11 protein-coding genes are annotated in these 16,408 nt (G+C 71.4%); 4 read left to right on the forward strand and 7 right to left on the reverse strand.

Annotated elements, in window-relative coordinates; genetic code table 11:
- Window positions 1–8: 8 nt before the first annotated feature.
- From HJC40_RS32180 to HJC40_RS32195, 4 genes are all read right to left on the reverse strand, one after another.
- Entirely contained in the window at window positions 9–2,318 is a 2,310-nt protein-coding gene (locus HJC40_RS32180; protein ID WP_250006935.1) for a bifunctional diguanylate cyclase/phosphodiesterase, read from the reverse strand.
- Between the two features lie 88 nt (window positions 2,319–2,406).
- Entirely contained in the window at window positions 2,407–3,129 is a 723-nt protein-coding gene (locus HJC40_RS32185) for a PP2C family serine/threonine-protein phosphatase (RefSeq protein ID WP_250006937.1), read from the reverse strand.
- A gap of 112 nt (window positions 3,130–3,241) precedes the next feature.
- Window positions 3,242–4,267: a hypothetical protein gene (locus tag HJC40_RS32190; RefSeq protein ID WP_250006939.1), complete on the reverse strand. Its 1,026-nt coding sequence runs from the start codon at window positions 4,265–4,267 to the stop codon at window positions 3,242–3,244.
- Entirely contained in the window at window positions 4,264–5,385 is a 1,122-nt protein-coding gene (locus tag HJC40_RS32195) for a transporter substrate-binding domain-containing protein (RefSeq protein ID WP_250006941.1), read from the reverse strand. Before HJC40_RS32195 ends, HJC40_RS32190 begins: the two co-directional genes overlap by 4 nt.
- Window positions 5,386–5,464: 79 nt before the next feature.
- On the opposite strand from HJC40_RS32195, the gene HJC40_RS32200 reads away from it, so the two are divergent.
- Entirely contained in the window at window positions 5,465–6,163 is a 699-nt protein-coding gene (locus tag HJC40_RS32200; RefSeq protein WP_250006943.1) for a hypothetical protein, read from the forward strand.
- A 504-nt stretch (window positions 6,164–6,667) separates the two neighbouring features.
- On the opposite strand, the gene treZ is transcribed toward HJC40_RS32200, so the two are convergent.
- Genes treZ through glgX form a run of 3 tightly spaced genes read right to left on the reverse strand, consistent with a single transcriptional unit; the run spans window position 6,668 to window position 12,780 of the window.
- Window positions 6,668–8,401: a malto-oligosyltrehalose trehalohydrolase gene (gene treZ / locus HJC40_RS32205; RefSeq protein WP_250006945.1), complete on the reverse strand. Its 1,734-nt coding sequence runs from the start codon at window positions 8,399–8,401 to the stop codon at window positions 6,668–6,670.
- Window positions 8,398–10,668, reverse strand: a complete 2,271-nt coding sequence (gene treY / locus HJC40_RS32210) for a malto-oligosyltrehalose synthase (protein ID WP_250006947.1) — start codon at window positions 10,666–10,668, stop codon at window positions 8,398–8,400. Before treY ends, treZ begins: the two co-directional genes overlap by 4 nt.
- Complete coding sequence (gene glgX, locus HJC40_RS32215) at window positions 10,669–12,780, reverse strand: glycogen debranching protein GlgX (RefSeq protein ID WP_250006948.1); 2,112 nt, start codon at window positions 12,778–12,780, stop codon at window positions 10,669–10,671. It abuts the gene before it with no gap.
- 281 nt (window positions 12,781–13,061) lie between these two features.
- Between glgX and HJC40_RS32220 the strand changes: the two genes are divergently transcribed.
- From HJC40_RS32220 to HJC40_RS32230, 3 genes are read left to right on the forward strand one after another with little or no spacing between them, the layout of a single operon-like run.
- A complete protein-coding gene (locus HJC40_RS32220) occupies window positions 13,062–14,906 on the forward strand; it encodes an amylo-alpha-1,6-glucosidase (protein ID WP_250006950.1) in 1,845 nt (614 codons plus the stop codon).
- 18 nt (window positions 14,907–14,924) lie between these two features.
- A complete protein-coding gene (locus tag HJC40_RS32225; protein ID WP_250007268.1) occupies window positions 14,925–16,166 on the forward strand; it encodes a glycosyltransferase family 4 protein in 1,242 nt (413 codons plus the stop codon).
- An 11-nt stretch (window positions 16,167–16,177) separates the two neighbouring features.
- Window positions 16,178–16,405, forward strand: coding sequence for a potassium transporter TrkA (locus HJC40_RS32230; RefSeq protein WP_250006952.1), 228 nt, complete (start codon window positions 16,178–16,180; stop codon window positions 16,403–16,405).
- The last annotated feature ends 3 nt before the right edge of the window (window positions 16,406–16,408 follow it).

Here is a 16,408-nt window from a genome sequence, read left to right on the forward strand (position 1 = left end):
CGGCGGGCTCAGGTGGCCAGGTGGGCGGCTGACGACGGCGGGATGTGCTGGGACGGGATCATGGGGGGCTGCTGGCGGTGGAGTGGGGCGGGCTGGCCGAACAGGTAGCCCTGGCCGACCGGGCAGCCCAGCTCGGCCAGGGCGTGTGCTCGCGCGGGGGTCTCGATGCCCTCGGCCACCACGACGATGCCCAGGTCGGTGCAGATGGTCAGCACCGACCGGCACAGGGCGCCGGCCCGTTCCGGGGCCACGTCCACGTCGGTCAGCGTCGCGTCGAGCTTGACGATGTCGACGGGGAGCGAGTGGAGCTGGGCCAGCGCATTGAAGCCGCTGCCGAAGTCGTCCAGTGCGATCCGAATGCCGTACGAGCGCAGCCGCTCCACGACCGTGGCGGCCGACGGCAGGTCCTGGATGCGGCGGGTCTCGGTGATCTCCAGGACCAGCCGCGACGCCGGCAGGCCGGTGCGGGCCAGGGCGCCGGCCACCGACTCCTCCAGGCCGGTCTGGCTCAGGCGGGCCGCCGACACGTTCACGTGCATGTCGATGGGGCGGCCGTAGACGATGGCCAGGGCGGCCGCGTCCACGCAGGCCTGGTTGAGCACGAAGTCGTCGATGGCGGCGACCAGGCCGGTGCGCTCGGCCACCGACACGAAGACGTCGGGGTGGACCGGGCCGGCCACCGGCGACGTCCACCGGGCCAGGGCCTCGACGGCCACCGTCGCCCCGTCGGTGAAGCGGACGATGGGCTGGTAGAAGACCTCGAAACCGGACGCGGCGGGGCGGCCGGACTCCAGTGCCTGGGCCAGCAGGTGCGGCAGGTCCGCGTTCGCGCCGCCGTCGTTCGCGCCGGCGTACCGGGCCATCGCGCCCTTGCCCCGGCGCTTGCTCGAATACATCGCGGCGTCCGCGCGGCGCAGCAGGGCATCCGCGGTCAGGGGTTCCTCGCGGTCGGAGGCCACCAGCCCGATGCTCGCGCCCACCCCGAGGGTGCGGCCGTCGATCACGAACGGCTCGCGCAGCGCCGCCAGGATGCGCCGGCCGGTGTCCTCGGCGCCGGCCGGCGTGTGGTCGAGCAGCACGGCGAACTCGTCGCCGCCGAGCCGGGCCACCAGGTCGTCGGGCGATACGCAGCGCTGGAGGCGTTCGGCGATCGCGCGCAGCACGCGGTCGCCCATGGCGTGGCCGAAGCTGTCGTTGATCAGCTTGAAGTCGTCGAGGTCGGCGAAGAGCACCGCGACCGGCTTGGCGCCGAGCGCCCCGGTCAGCCGCTCGCGGAACAGGGCCCGGTTGGCCAGGCCGGTCAGCGGATCGTGGTAGGCCTGGTGGTGCAGTCGCCGCTGCCCCTCCGAGACCCGTTCGAGCAGCACCGTGTTGTCGACGATCGTGAACATCTGGCGGGCCACGACCAGACCCAGCCCGAGCCAGCCGAGGTATGCCTCGAACGGCGACAGCGGCTTGCCGGCCCCGCTGTTGATCGCGATCATCATGCCGGTCGCGGTCACCGGCACGTACGGGAGAAGCAGGTGAAGCCACTCGCGCTCGCCCTCGTCGACGGGCGCCGGCCGCCCGGCCGACGGGCGGGACACCGCGGCCAGGGCGAGCAAGGCGGGGCCGAGCAGGTGCCCGGCCGACTGCCAGGGCGCGAGTGGACCGTCGGCCAGGTGGATCAGCCGCAGGGTGTCGGACACGCCGAAGGCCAGCAGGGCCAGCCCGCCCAGCGCCAGCGGCCGGCGGCCGGCGCGCGAGTCGGGCCGGATGAGCAGCAACAGCCCGACCATGGTGACCAGCACGAGATCGGCAACGGCATAGGCGGCCGCGGCCACGATCAGACCGGTCGGCTGCCCGGACCAGTGGAACCAGTCGCGCGGGACGACCGACCAGATCAGCGCGAGCAGCGACCCGGCGATCAGCACACTGTCGATCAGCAGGGCGATCTGGTCACGCCGGGCCGAGGTGGGCACCGGCCGCGGGCGGGTGTACGGGGCGTGGAGCAGCGCCAGCAGGAAGCACGCGGGCAGCACGAAGAACCCGAGGTCGGACAGCATCGTGACCGGCCGATCGGGAAGCATGACGTCCTGGACGAGCCACCACAGCCGGATCAGCGCCCACGCGGCCAGCCCGAGGCCCATGAGCACCCGCCACCGCCGTTGCAGCCCCGACCGCCCGCGCGCCGCCGCGAGGCAGATCGACGCCGCGGCCGCGCCCACGACCAGTTGAGCGGCGTCGGTGTAGAGACGCCAGCCCTGCGGCTCGATCAGCTCACCGAGCGCCGTGACCCCCAGGACGACCGCCAGCGTGACGAACAGACGCGCCGTCATCATCACCACCCAGTCGAGCCGCGGGCCCCCTGATCCGCGACCGCTGTAACCTACCGCAGCCCTGAGCAGGTGCAAGTGGCTCGAAGGGTCAGTCGACCTCGGTCAGATCGGCGACCAGCACCGTGACGTTGTCGGGACCGCCGCCGCGCAGCGCGAGATCGATCAACCGCTCGCAGCACGACTTGGGGTCGGCCGCGGCGAGCATCTCCTGCTCGATGGTCTCGTTGGTGACCACCGCGGTCAGGCCGTCGCTGCACAGCAGCCACCGGTCGCCCGGCTCGGGCTCGACGATCACGTAGGCCGGGCTGACCGGCTCACCCTGCAGCACCCGGGTGACCACCGAACGGCGCGGGTGCCCGGCGGCCTCGTCGGGACGGATCAGCCCCTGGTCGACGAGCATCTGGACGTACGTGTCGTCCTTGGTCAGCTGGTTGAGCCGGCCGCCGCGCAGCAGGTAGGCCCGGGAGTCGCCGACGTGGGCCATGGCCGCCCGGGTGCCCGAGAACAGCACCGCGGTGAGGGTGGTGCCCATGCCCTGCAGGGAGTTGTCGGCCTCGACCTGCTCGGCGATCCGGCCGTTGGCCATCTCGAGCGCCTTGTGCAGCGCGTCCATCTGGTGCTCGTTGTCGATCGGGACGTCGAGCGGTGTCATCGCCTCGATGGCGAGACGGCTCGCCAGGTCACCGGCGGCCATCCCGCCCATGCCGTCGGCCACGACGAGGAGTCGGTCACCGGCGTAGTAACAGTCCTCGTTGTTGCTCCGGACATGTCCTTGATCGGTGCCGGCGGCCCACCGCAGGTGCAAGGTCATGGCGTGCAGCTTCCCAGATCATCGCAACCCTGTCTGCACGCGGTCCGCGGCGTTTCGCGCGAAAGCACGTCCCGCGTCCCGTTTGCGGTGGTGGGCAGCTCGGCGGAACGGGTCAGCGGGGCGTCAGCGGTCGCCCTAGGCATCGTGGATCGACCTCCGTCACACGGCGTGTCGGCGCTATCCAAGACAGAGCGGAGTCGGTCACCGCCCACCCGCGCACCGAGGCGGCGCTGTCGGGCGGCCGGGCCGGTTCCGGGCAGAGCGTCTTGGAAACCACCTGTTCATTGGGGATGAACTTCACCAGTCCACCATCTTCGAGGACCGTCGTCGAGGTGTCGTCCACAGCGATCAGCTGTCCGCGTAATACCTTGGCCGATTCGCCCGGCTCGCCGACCTCGACCGCGCTGCTCGGCAGCACCGGGGCTCGCAGGAAGACCACCCCGATCGCCAGCGGCGCGACCAGCGCCGCGGCGACCGCCGGCCAGTGCGTGACCAGGCGCGCGGCCCGGGCCGGCACCGGGCCGGTCAGCAGCGGACCCAGCAGGGGCGGCACTCCCAGCAGCAGAGCCGTGGACGTCTCGCCGAGGCGCAGCGCCTGGACGATGCCCGGCCACACGAAGATCAGCACGAGCACACCGGCCAGCACCGGTACGCCGATCGTGATCCAGACCATCAGCCACCGCTCGGTGTGGAAGCGCTGCACGGCGGTGAGCCCGAGGATCGCGACGATCAGCATGCCCAGCAGCGGCAGCAGGCGCAGCTGCCAGGTGAACGCGGCCAGCATGGCGGCGAGCAGCACCACCCAGTCGGGCATGCGCAGCGCGGTCACCGCGACCAGGGACCGGCCCGCGTCCTCGGGCGCGCTGACCAGCAGGACACTGCCGAGCAGCCGCAGCACGAGCACGACGGCGGGCACGCTCCAGATCAGCGTGATGAACAGCGCGCTGATCATGCCGAGCGGCGAGATGTACTGCACCAGCAGCAGCATCGTGGGCAGGTCCTGCCGGCTGAGATACCAGAGCCGCAGCACCAGCAGCACGAGCGGGAACGCGGGCAGGATGGTGAGCAGGTAGTTGAGCTGCGCTCGACGACGCCGGGCCGGGATCGGGCCGCCCTTGACGTAGATGCTGTCGCTCATCCGAAGACGTCCTCCCACGGCTGCTCCCGGATGTCCGGCCGCACGACCCGGGGCTGCTCGCCGACCGCGATCGGAGCGCCCTTGTTCGCGTCCATCTCGGAGCGGAAGTTCCGGTCGTACGCCTCCTCCCACCGGGCGTCCTTCGGATCCGCGTACGACCGGTAGAGCGTCAGGTCGACCAGCCGCTGCAACGCCGGGTTGTCCCCCACGTTGACGCCCCACGTCTCGTTCGCCGGCTCACCGACGTCCCAATGGTCGAACTCGTTCCGAGAGCGTGATTTGAAGCCGGCCAGGATCGCGGCATCCGTCGTCACCGCGCTCACGCGGCCCGCGCGCAAATCCTCGATGCACTGGCTGATCCGGTTTCGGGGAATGACGATCGCGCCCGCGGCGCCGGGTGCGATCACGCTCGTCGACGCCGAGATGGAGCACACACGCTCGCCGTCCAGATCCTTCAACGTCGAGACGCGCGGATGCTTGGCGCTGCGCAGTGTGAGAACCGACTGCTCGGTGTAGAGGTACGGCTCCGAGAACCGGACCCCGGCCGTGGCCTTTCGAGCGGCATTGATGCTGAAGCTGGCGATCACCAGCTTCACCGGGACCCTTCCACCGTTCGCGTCGGTGGCCTGCATCCGCGGCCGGTCCTCGCTCTCGATCGCGAAGAACTTCACCTCGTCCCGCCGGAACCCGAGATCCTCGGCGATCATGTACGCGATGTCGACGTCGAAGCCGCTCCACCGCCCGTTCCGGTCCCGGAAAGCCGTACCCGGCTGATCGTCCTTGACCCCGATCGGCAACTCGGTCCACGACTCCACCCCGGCCTGCGCCCGCAAGTCAGCCACGGACGGCGGCCCGCCCACGAACAGCCGCACCATGGCCAGCCCCAGCGCCAGCACCAGCGCGAGCCCCAGCGCGGCCAGCCGGAACGCCGCCAGGTTGAACCGCGGCGGCTCGATCAGCGGCTCGGGCTCGGGCGGCGGCAACCGCTGCTCGGCGGCCTCGCGCTCGGCCAGATCCTGCACCGCGATGTCCTCGGCGGTGCCCTCCGGCCCCGGTGGCGTACGGCGTCGCACCGGCCACGTGAAGCGGCCGGTCACCCCGCTGCGATCGGACCCCATGGGCGCCTATCGTGCCGCACGAACGTCACGTCTGCGTACCCGCGCGAGTTCACCCGCCCGTTCCGGGTAGACCGAAGGCATGAAACGCCCCCTGCTCGCCGCCGTCGCCGTCGCCCTGGTTGTCCGGGTCGTCCACTCCCGCCACCAGCGCTTCCTGCACCCGGACGGCCGTTCCTTCACCGGTGAGCTGATCGTCTGGGGTTCCGGCCGGAAGGAAGGCGCCGACCTGCTCGACCGGCCGGGCCGGCACCCGGCCGTCGTCCGGATCTCCAAGGGGGTGGGAACGAGAGGTGAGCGGGCGGACATCCGCGGAGTCGCCGTGCGAGTCGCGGGTGAGAGGCCGCTCGACCTGCTGATGTCGACCTCCGGAGAAGGCCGTTTCACCCGGCACCTGCCGGCGCCCCGGCGCACCTTCGACACGTTCTACGGCTCGATCGTGGCGTACCGGACGGGGTCCGAGCGCAAGATCTACCTCGGGGCGCGCGCCGACGAGGAGACGCCCCTGGGGCGCGATTTGGCGGGGCTCTCCGGCGGGGCGCTCGTCCTCTACGCCGACGACCGCGCCTTCGGCAGGGTCACGTTCGGAAAGCAACTTCCCTCCCGTACGGATGAGGAGCTCGCGTTCGACCCGGTCCGAAACACGACTCCCGACCTGCACCCGACCGGGACGATCCACTTCACGCGGGCGTTGGCTTATCGGGTCAGTCAGCGATGGCGCGGGGTGCGGCCTGCAGCGCCGGCTCCCGAGGCGGTGGAGAGGACGGGGCTGCACCGCTGACCCTGTCCGGGCGTCGGTGCTGCTGGTAAACCCTGGGGCTCTGCCCCAGACCCCGGCCATCGCTGGAGAGCTCTCTGGCGATGGTTGCGGTGAGGGGCTTGGGGGCTCTCCGGGCAACGACAGGCGCAAGCGAATCGCAAGCAAGGGCAGAACGCAAGCACACCCCGCTTGCGTCCTGCCCTTGCTCACGATGAGCGGCGACTGCCGTCGCCCGGAGAGCCCCCAAGCCAAGACCCCGGCTTAGAAAAGACCAACCCCAGCCGTTTACGACGGAGCCGAAGGCGGACGCAACCGGCGCGGTGCGTCCGCTTGACCCACCACCTAGCCCAGCCTGCCCGAGATGACCGCCTGGCTTCGACCCCAACGCGGCAGCCAGACCACAGACCCGTCAGGGGACCGCCTCCGCAACCCCGCACTCAGCAGCGAGTGACCCACCACCTGCCCGCCGGTTGACTCCCGGCCGTCCCACCGCAACAAACCCCACAAAGCCCAGCCGAGACCGGGTCACCGATAAGCGACGACAACCGCGCTCTCAGCCGGCAGCTCCACCCGATCCCGCTGCAACACCACACCCTCGGACGTAGCCAGCAAGACCTTCGACGGCACATCCCGCAACGAGACCGTCTGCGGCGCCCCCGCGAAGTTGACCGCCACCGCCGTGTTGCCGCGCCGCATGACCAGATGCTGATCTCCGTGCCATACCTCGACCTTGTCGAGCCAGGGGTCGGTCAGCTCGGGCCGGCTGCGCCGCAGGGCGATCAGCCGCTTGTAGAGGTCGAGGATCTCGGCGTGTTCGGGCTTGGCGCGCTCGTCCCAGTCCAGTTTCGACCTCAGGAACGTCTCCGGGTCCTGGGGATCCGGCACTTCGGCCTCGTCCCAGCCGTGGGCGGCGAACTCGCGCCGGCGGCCGTTCTTGACGGCGGCGGCCAGTTCGGGTTCGGGGTGGCTGGTGAAGAACTGCCAGGGGCTGCTGGCCGCCCACTCCTCGCCCATGAACAACATCGGCGTGAACGGGGACGTCAGCAGGAGCGTGGCGCCGACCTTGAGGAGCCCGGGCGACAGCGTCGCGGAGATGCGGTCGCCGATGGCGCGGTTGCCGATCTGGTCGTGGTCCTGCAGGAACGCGACGAAGCGGTGGCCGGGGGTGCGGGTGCGGTCGACGGGCCGGCCGTGGCGGCGGCCGCGGAAGCTCGACCACGTGTTGGCGTGGAAGTAGGCGCTGGTCAGCACCGTTTCGAGGCATTCCAGGGAGCCGAAGTCGCCGTAGTAGCCCTGCCGTTCGCCGGTGAGGGTGGCGTGCAGCGCGTGGTGGATGTCGTCGTCCCACTGGGCGTTGAGGCCGTAGCCACCGGCCTCGCGAGGGGTGATCAGCCGGGGGTCGTTGAGGTCGGACTCGGCGATCAGCGACAGCGGGCGGTTGACGTGGGCGGAGAGCGACTCGACCTCGACGGCCATCTGTTCGAGCAGGTGGACGGCCGAGTGGTCGGCCAGCGCGTGCACGGCGTCGAGGCGCAGGCCGTCGATGTGATAGTCGCGCAGCCACATCAGGATGTTGTCGACGATGTAGCGGCGTACCTCTTCGGCGCCGGGGCCGTCGAGGTTGACCGCGGCGCCCCACGGGTTGGAGCCGGCTTCGCTCAGGTAGGGGGCGAACATCGGGGCGTACGCGCCGCTGGGGCCGAAGTGGTTGTAGACGACGTCCAGGACCACGCCCAGCCCCTTGTTGTGGGCGGCGTCGACGAAGCGCTTGAGGCCGTCGGGGCCGCCGTAGGCCTCGTGCGGCGCGAACCAGGCCACGCCGTCGTAGCCCCAGTTGTATTCGCCGTTGAACGAGTTGACCGGCAGCAGTTCGACCAGGTCGACGCCGAGCTCGACGAGGTGGTCGAGTCGGTCGATCGCGGCGTCGAAGGTGCCCTCGGCGGTGAACGTTCCGATGTGCATCTCGTACAGGACCGAGCCGGGCAGCTGGCGGCCGGTCCAGGCCGTGTCGGTCCACGCGTAGGCGCCGTGGTCGTAGACGCGGCTGGGACCGTGCACGCCTTGCGGCAGCCACGGGGATCTCGGGTCGGGCAGCGGCTGCGCGGCGTCCGGCAGCACGTACGCGTAGTCGGCGCCGGGGCCGGCCGACGGCACGTCGACGCGCCACCACCCGTCCGCGCCGCGTTCCATCTCCAGCTCCTCGCCTCCGAGAGACAGACGCACGGTCTTCTCCGGGGCCCACACCTCGAACAGCGTCATTTTTCTTTCACCAGGAGTGCGACGGGATAGGTACGCAGAAGCTCGGCCACCGAGAGACGGTTCCCGCCATAGCTGGTGTTGGTGAACACTTCCGTCCAGCTGTGGCCGTCGAGTGACACCACGGTGTCGCGCCAGCCGCCGTGACGTGACAATCCGACCGGCAGGCGGGTGGCGATCGTCACGGCGCCGCCGCGGTCGAAGCCGAGCACGTGCGAGCCGACGTGGCCCTCGGCGAACACCGGGCGGTAGCCGCCGAACAGCTCGGGGCGTTCCCGCCGCAGCCGCAGGGCGCGGCTGGTGACGAGCAGCTTGGCCGCGCCGGTCTCGTCGACCGGGGGCAGCCAGCCGTCGTCGAGGCGGGCCAGCATCTCGCGGCGGGCGGCGAAGTCGACCGGGCGGCGGTTGTCCGGGTCGACCAGGGAGTAGTCCCACAGCTCGGTGCCCTGGTAGACGTCGGGCACACCGGGCATGGTCAGCTGCACCAGTTTCTGGCCGAGCGCGTTGGACCAGCCGGGCGGGGTGATCGACGCGGCGAAGTCGGACACCTCGCGGTGCAGGGCCGGGTCGTCGTAGATCCTGTCGACCATCGCGCGCAGCGCCGTCTCGAACTGCTCGTCGGGGTGCTGCCAGGAGGTGCTGTTGGCCGCCTCCTTGGCCGCCTTCAGGGCGTACGCCTGCAGTCGCTCACGCGAGAGGGGCCAGGCGCCCACGGCGGCCTGCCACACCAGATGGGCCAGCGCGGGATCGCCGAGCGGGGCGACCCGCACCCAGCGGCGGACCACCTCGGTCCAGTCGCCCGGCACCTCGGAGAGCACCGCGAGCCGGGCCCGCACGTCCTCGCTGCGTTTGGTGTCGTGCGTGGACAGCGAGGTCATCGAGTCGGGCCAGGTGCGGTGGCGTTCCTCGTTGGAGTCGTGGAAGTCGTCGGGGCCGACGCCGAAGTCGACCGGGTCGTTGCCCACCTCGTTGCGGGCGGTGAACCTGGTCCAGCGGTAGAAGGCCGTGTCCTCGACGCCCTTGGCCATGACGGCGCCGGTGAACTGCTGGAAGCGGGCGGCCAGCTCGTCGTCGGGGTTGCGCAGCCGGGCGCAGAGCTGGTCGAGCACGGAGATGAGCTGGGGGCGCCGGCGGCCGGCCTCGGAGCGGGCCTTGGCCAGGTGGCGTGAGCCGAACGGCAGGTAGGACCGGTAGACCGGGAAGCAGGCGGCCAGCTCGGCGAGGGCGCGCGGCGCGTCCTCGATCTCGGGCGCCAGGCGGGCCATCCGGGCCAGCTCGGCGGCCAGCAGCGTCGTCGCGGCCGTGAACTTGGTCTCGTGGACCAGGTCCTGCCAGGATTTCTCGCCGCCGGTCAGGTGGTGCTGGAGGGTGTCGAAGAACGCCTCGGTGCCGGGGTCGACGAAGACCCCGCCGACCTCGGCCAGCGCGTCGTAGCCGGTGGTGCCGGCGACCGGCCAGCGCGGCATCTCCTCGCCGGGCTCGAGGATCTTCTCGATCACGAGCCAGGCGTCGGGGGCGGCCTGGCTGAGCCGCTCCAGGTAGGCGCCGGGGTCCCGCAGGCCGTCCGGGTGGTCGACCCGGATGCCCTGGACGAGGCCCTCGTTGTACCAGCGCAGGATCTCGGCGTGGGTGGCGTCGAAGACCTTGGGGTCCTCGACGCGCAGACCGGCCAGGTCGACGATCGCGAAGAACCGGCGGTAGTTGAGCTCGGAGTCGCCCCGGGTCCAGTTGACCAGCTCGTAGTGCTGCCGGTCGTGCACCTCGCGCGCGGTGCCCTCGCCGGTGCCGTCGGCGATCGGGAACCGCTTGTCGTAGTAGCGCAGCTCGCCGTCCTCGACCCGCAGGTCGTCGAGCGCGTCGGGCGAGTCGGCCAGCGTCGGGATCAGCAGCCGGCCGCGCGACCAGTCGATGTCGTAGAAGTCGGCGAATTCCGATTCCTGGCCGCGCCGGAGCACGTCCCACCAGGTCGGGTTGGCCGACGGCACGGCGACCCCGGCGTGGTTGGGCACGATGTCGACGACCAGGCCCAGCCCCGCGTTCTGCAGGGCGGCGGAGAGGTCGCGCAGCCCGTCGGCCCCGCCCAGGGCCGGGCTGACCTGGGAGTGGTCGACGACGTCGTACCCGTGCTCGGAACCGGGAGTCGCGGTGAGCAGCGGCGCCGTGTAGAGGTGACTCACGCCGAGGTCGGCGAGGTAGTCGGCCAGCTCGGCCGTCGTCTTGAGAGGGAACTCGGGGCGGACCTGGACTCGGTAGGTTCCGGAAGGGGGCATTCAGACCGTCCTGTCGAGCACGATGAGCGACCTGTCCGGCACCCAGAGCCTGTTGCCGGCCTCGACGACCGACGGGCGATCCGGGGACGGCTCGGCCGTCTCGATGACCTTCTCCCACTTCTCCCCGTACTCGGCGGGGGGCGTGGCGAACTCGATGGGCGCGTCGTGCGCGTTGAAGAACAGCAGGAACGAGCTGTCGACGTGCCGCTGGCCGTACTGGCCGCGCTCGCGGATGCCCTCGCCGTTGACGAAGAGCGCGACCGCGCGGCCGAAGTCGTTGCCCCAGTCGTCGCCGGCCATCTGGCGGCCGTCGGGGGTGAACCATTCCAGGTCGGGCAGCGGGTCGCCGCCGCCGCGGGCGGTCACCGGCAGACCGGTGAAGAACCGCCGCCGCTGGAACACCTGGTGGCGGTGGCGGAAGGCGGTGAGCTTGCGGGTGAACTCGAGCAGGTGCTCGTCGGCGTCGCCCCAGTCGATCCAGGAGAGCTCGTTGTCCTGGCAGTAGGCGTTGTTGTTGCCCTGCTGGGTGCGGCCCAGCTCGTCGCCGTGCGAGATCATCGGCACGCCCTGCGACAGCATCAGCGTGGCCAGGAAGTTGCGCCGCTGCTTGGCCCGCAGCTCGAGCACCTTGGCATCGTCGGTGGGACCCTCGATGCCGCAGTTCCACGACCGGTTGTGGCTCTCGCCGTCCCGGTTCTCCTCGCCGTTGGCGTCGTTGTGCTTGTCGTTGTACGACACCAGGTCGTTGAGCGTGAACCCGTCGTGCGCGGTCACGAAGTTGATCGAGTGGAAGGGCTTGCGGCCGTCGTCCTGATAGAGGTCGGCCGAGCCGGTGATCCGGGACGCGAACTCGGCCAGCGTGGCCGGTTCGCCGCGCCAGAAGTCGCGTACGGTGTCGCGGTATTTGCCGTTCCACTCGGTCCAGTTGGGCGGGAAGTTGCCCACCTGGTAACCGCCGGGGCCGACGTCCCACGGCTCGGCGATCAGCTTGACCTGGCCGACCACCGGGTCCTGCTGGACGACCTCGAAGAACGTGGAGAGCCGGTCGACGTCGTAGAACTCGCGGGCCAGCGTCGAGGCGAGGTCGAAGCGGAAGCCGTCGACGTGCATCTCGGTGACCCAGTACCGCAGCGAGTCCATGATGAGCTGGAGACTCTGCGGGCTGCGCACGTTGAGGCTGTTACCCGTGCCGGTGTAATCCATGTAGAACTGCGGCTGATCGTCCACCAGACGGTAGTACGTCCGGTTGTCGATGCCCTTGAGGCTGAGCGTGGGGCCCAGGTGGTTGCCCTCGGCCGTGTGGTTGTAGACGACGTCGAGGATCACCTCCATCCCGGCCTTGTGCAGCGCCTTGACCATGCCGCGGAACTCCTGGGTCTGCTGGCCCAGCGTGCCGGTCGACGAATAGCCCTGGTACGGCGCGAAGAAGCCGAGCGTGTTGTAGCCCCAGTAGTTGTGCAGGCCGAGGTCGTGCAGGCGGTTGTCGTGCACGAACTGGTGCACCGGCATCAGCTCGACCGCGGTCACGCCGAGGCTCTTGAGGTGCTCGATGATCGCCGGGTGGCCGATCGCCGAGTAGCTGCCCCGCATGTCCTTGGGGACCTCGGGGTGCCGCTCGGTCAGCCCCTTCACATGGGTCTCGTAGATCACCGAGTGGTGGTACGGGATGTCCGGCCGGCGGTCGTTGCCCCAGTCGAAGTACGGGTTCACCACGACGCCCTTGGCCATGTAGGCGGCCGAGTCGAGATCCGACATCTGGTCGGGGTTCTCGAAGTCGTACGCGTACAGCGACGGGTGCCAGTCGATGTCGGCGTCGACCGCCCGGGCGTACGGGTCGAGCAGCAGCTTGTGCGGGTTGTACCGCAGTCCGCGCGACGGGTCGTACGGCCCGTACATCCGGTAGCCGTAGCGCTGCCCCGGTTCGACCCCGGGGAGGTAGGCGTGCCAGACGAACGCGTCCTGCTCGTGAAGCTGGACCTTGCGCTCGTTGCCGGACGGGTCGAACAGGCACAGTTCGACCGCTTCGGCCCCCTCGGAGAAGATCGCGAAGTTCGTGCCCGTGCCGTCGTACGTGGCACCCAACGGGTACCGGTGACCAGGCCAAACCTGCATATCGTGCTCCCACCCCTCGACCTTCGGTGCGCTGCGACCGCACAGCTTCGGCACCGCGGCGGGAGGCAATTGCCCACCCATCCGCGGGTGTAACCCTGTGCGGCCGTGTCGTGGGCCATTCTCACCGATGGGGCGGACAAGTTTTCGCGCTACGGACCCGATACCCAACTCAGGTGGACTGCCACACTTCGGGGTTTGACTTTCCGCAAATTGAGCATAAGGCGGGCGTGCCGATCACTTTCGGACCGCACGAGTGTGGTTCCCCGGACCGCGAATGGCTGGTGACGGACGGTCTGGGCGGCTTCGCCACCGGCACTGTCCCGGGTCTGCGGACCCGGCGCTACCACTCGCTGCTGACGCTGGCCGCGGTGCCCGGCTCCGGGGACGCCACCGGCGAGCGGCGCCTGGCCCTGGCCGCGCTCGACCTCACCGTGACGCTCCCCACGGGGGCCAAGGTCCCGCTGTTCACCCATGAGTGGGAGTCGCGCGCGCTCGTCCCCCGCGGGGATCGCCATCTGGAGACCTTCGCCCTGATCGACGGCGTCCCGCGGTGGCGCTGGCGGATCGGCGGGGTGGTGATCGAACGCGAGCTCGCCATGCGGCACGGGCACCCGGGCGTAGCCGTCACCCACCGGGTGGTGTCGGCCGCCGAGCCGGTCGGGCTGGCCGTCGCGGCCATGTGCACCTGGCGTGACGCGCACGACCTGCGCCGGGCCGGCAGCGGGCCGCTGCGCGTGGAGCAGGTCGCCGGCGGCGTGATCGTGGAGGACGCGTACCGGATCGCCGGACCCGGCTGGCAGGCCGGCGGCGAGTGGCACCTCGGCGCGTACGCCCGGGAGGAGGCCGCCCGCGGGTTGCCCGCCGTGGAGGATCTCTGGCACGCGGGCACGTACTTCGAGCAGGTGAGCCCCGGCGGCGTGATGGAGATCTCGGCCTGGGCCGGCGAGCTGACCGAGCGACCGGTCCCGGCCACGTCGGTGATCACCGCGGCTCGGGCCCGGTCGCGCGAGCTGGTGGCCGCGGCCAAGGCCGAGGGATCCGTCGAGACGCTGGTACTGGCGGCCGACGCGTTCGTGGTGCACGGCGCCGACGGCCCGGACGTCGTCGCCGGCTACCCGTGGTTCGGCAGCTACCTGGGCGACACGATGACCTCGTACGAGGGCTTGTTCCTGGACACCGGCCGGGTCGAGGAGGGCCGCGAGCTGCTGCTGGCCCACACCGTGAGCGCCGCCGAGCAGATCGCCGAGCCGGGTGGCCCGTGGGCGCCTCGGAGCTCGCCGGACGCGCCGCTCTGGCTGGCCCACGCGATCGACCGGCACGTGCGCCGCACCGGCGACACCGACCTGGCCGCCGAGCTGGTCGACCCGCTGGGCCGGCTGCTGCGGCGTCACCTCGACGTCGACCCGGCCGACGGGCTGGTGCGCCTGGGCACCGCGGCCACCTGGATGAACGGCTACACCGAGGACGGCCTGGTCACCCCGCGGATCGGCAAACCGGTCGAGATCAACGCGCTCTGGGTGAACGCCCTGGCCGTCCTGGCCGGGCTGACCGCCGAGGCCGGGCGGGACGACGCCGGTCCGCGGGCCGGGCACGACCGCGCGCGGGCCTCGTTCCGGGCCCGCTTCCCGGCGCCCGAGGGCTGGCTGTACGACGTGATCGACGGCCCGGCCGCGACCTATCCACTCGGGGCCGGCAGCCGCCACGACGACCCGTCGCTGCGGCCCAACCAACTGCTCGCCTGGTCGCTGCCGCACGCGCCGCTCGACGAGGGGGTGGCCGCCCTGCACCGGATCGGCGACGCCCTGCTGACCCCGCTCGGCCTGCGCACCCTCGCCCCGACCGAGTACGGCTACCAGGGCGAGCACCGCGGCGACCGGGACGAACGCGACATCGCCTACCACCAGGGCACGGTCTGGCCGTGGCTGATCGGCCCGTACGCCGACGCGTGCGCCGCCCTCGGCCGGCCCACCGACGACCTGCTCGACGGTCTCGAGGCGCACCTGCGCGAGTGGGGCGCCGGGTCGGTGAGCGAGACCGCCGACGGCGACCCGCCGCACCGGGCCGGCGGCAGCCCCTTCTCGGCGCGCTCCGTCGCCGAGCTCCTCCGTGTCCTCCGAAAGGCCTGAGCCGTGACCCGCATCCTGATGCTGTCCTGGGAGTACCCGCCGCTGCTGGTGGGCGGCCTCGGCCGGCACGTGCACGCGCTCGCCACCACGCTGGCCGCCGCCGGGCACGACGTCACGGTGGTCACCCGGCAGGCGCCGGGCGCGCTGCGCGAGGAGTACGCCGAGGGCGTCCGCATCCTCCGCGCGCCCGACGACCCGGCCCGCTTCGAGGTACGCGACGGCGACATGCTGGCCTGGGCGATGGCGTTCAACCACACGCTGACCCGGACCGCCCTGCGCGCCGCCCGCACCGGCCGCTACGACGTGATCCACGCGCACGACTGGCTGGTGGCCCACGCCGCGGTGACCGTGCGCGACCACCTCGACGTGCCGCTGGTCGCCACCATCCACGCCACCGAGTCGGGCCGGCACCAGGGCTGGCTGCCGCACCCGCACAACCGGTCGATCGACGACATCGAGCGGTGGCTGGCCGGCGAGGCGTCCCGCACGATCGTCTGCTCCGACTACATGAGCGACGAGGTGCGCCGGCTGTTCGACGTGCCCGCGGCCGGCATCGACGTGGTGCCCAACGGGGTGGACGCGCTCGTCTGGAGCCCCCGGCCGCGCGCGGTGGCCGCCGCCCGCCGCCGGTACGCCGGGGCGGACGGCCCGCTGGTCAGCTTCGCCGGCCGGCTCGTCTACGAGAAGGGCGTCCAGCACCTGCTCGCGGCCGTGCCGGCCCTGCGCGAGCGGCACCCCGGGCTCCGGGTCGTCATCGCCGGCGACGGCCCGTACCGCAAGGATCTGGAAGCTCTGGCCACCGACGGGGTGACCTTCGCCGGCTTCCTGACCGGCCATCACCTGACCGCCCTGATGGGCGCCTCCGACTGTTACGTCGTGCCGAGCATCTACGAGCCGTTCGGCATGGTGGCGCTGGAGGCGGCGGCCGCCGGGACGCCGGTGGCGGTGGCGGACACCGGCGGGCTGGCCGAGATCGTCGACCACGGCGTCACCGGGGTGAAGTTCCCGCCCGGCGACCCGGACGCCCTGGCCGCCGCGGTCGGGGCCGTGCTGGCCGACCGCGAGCACGCCCGCGCGGTGGCCCGCCGGGCCCGCCGCCGGGTGCACGACGACTTTGCCTGGCCGGGCATCGCCGCCGCCACCCTCGCCGCCTACGAACGAGCCTGCGAGGAGGACGCCCACCGGGTCAGCCGGGAGGCCGAGAGTGTGCTGGCGACCACCCCCGGTCGCGCCTGGTCAGCCACCGGGGGCTGCCCCTAGGATCTCCGGCTATGGGCAAAGGCGTTCGCATCCAGGAACTTCCCGGCCTCGGCACCCGGTACGACGTCGACCTGCACTCCGGCAGCGACCGCGTGTCGATCGTGGTCGGCCGGGACGGCAAGCGGCACCTCTACGTGTTCACCACGGCCGGGGACGAGCCGACGGCGGTGATCGAGCTCACCGAGGAGCAAGCCCGCAAAATCGGTGCCGTGCTCGCCGGCACGTTCTTCGTGGACTGACCG

Source organism: Actinoplanes sp. M2I2 (assembly GCF_023544445.1).
Classification (GTDB): Bacteria; Actinomycetota; Actinomycetes; order Mycobacteriales; family Micromonosporaceae; genus Actinoplanes.

Excerpts from the sequence above, each read along its gene's own strand:
- HJC40_RS32180 (WP_250006935.1), bottom strand. The coding sequence starts at position 2,318 with ATGACGGCGCGTCTGTTCGTCACGCTGGCGGTCGTCCTGGGGGTCACG.
- HJC40_RS32185 (WP_250006937.1), bottom strand. The coding sequence starts at position 3,129 with ATGACCTTGCACCTGCGGTGGGCCGCCGGCACCGATCAAGGACATGTC.
- HJC40_RS32190 (WP_250006939.1), bottom strand. The coding sequence starts at position 4,267 with ATGAGCGACAGCATCTACGTCAAGGGCGGCCCGATCCCGGCCCGGCGT.
- HJC40_RS32195 (WP_250006941.1), bottom strand. The coding sequence starts at position 5,385 with ATGGGGTCCGATCGCAGCGGGGTGACCGGCCGCTTCACGTGGCCGGTG.
- HJC40_RS32200 (WP_250006943.1), top strand. The coding sequence starts at position 5,465 with ATGAAACGCCCCCTGCTCGCCGCCGTCGCCGTCGCCCTGGTTGTCCGG.
- treZ (WP_250006945.1), bottom strand. The coding sequence starts at position 8,401 with ATGACGCTGTTCGAGGTGTGGGCCCCGGAGAAGACCGTGCGTCTGTCT.
- treY (WP_250006947.1), bottom strand. The coding sequence starts at position 10,668 with ATGCCCCCTTCCGGAACCTACCGAGTCCAGGTCCGCCCCGAGTTCCCT.
- glgX (WP_250006948.1), bottom strand. The coding sequence starts at position 12,780 with ATGCAGGTTTGGCCTGGTCACCGGTACCCGTTGGGTGCCACGTACGAC.
- HJC40_RS32225 (WP_250007268.1), top strand. The coding sequence starts at position 14,925 with ATGCTGTCCTGGGAGTACCCGCCGCTGCTGGTGGGCGGCCTCGGCCGG.
- HJC40_RS32230 (WP_250006952.1), top strand. The coding sequence starts at position 16,178 with ATGGGCAAAGGCGTTCGCATCCAGGAACTTCCCGGCCTCGGCACCCGG.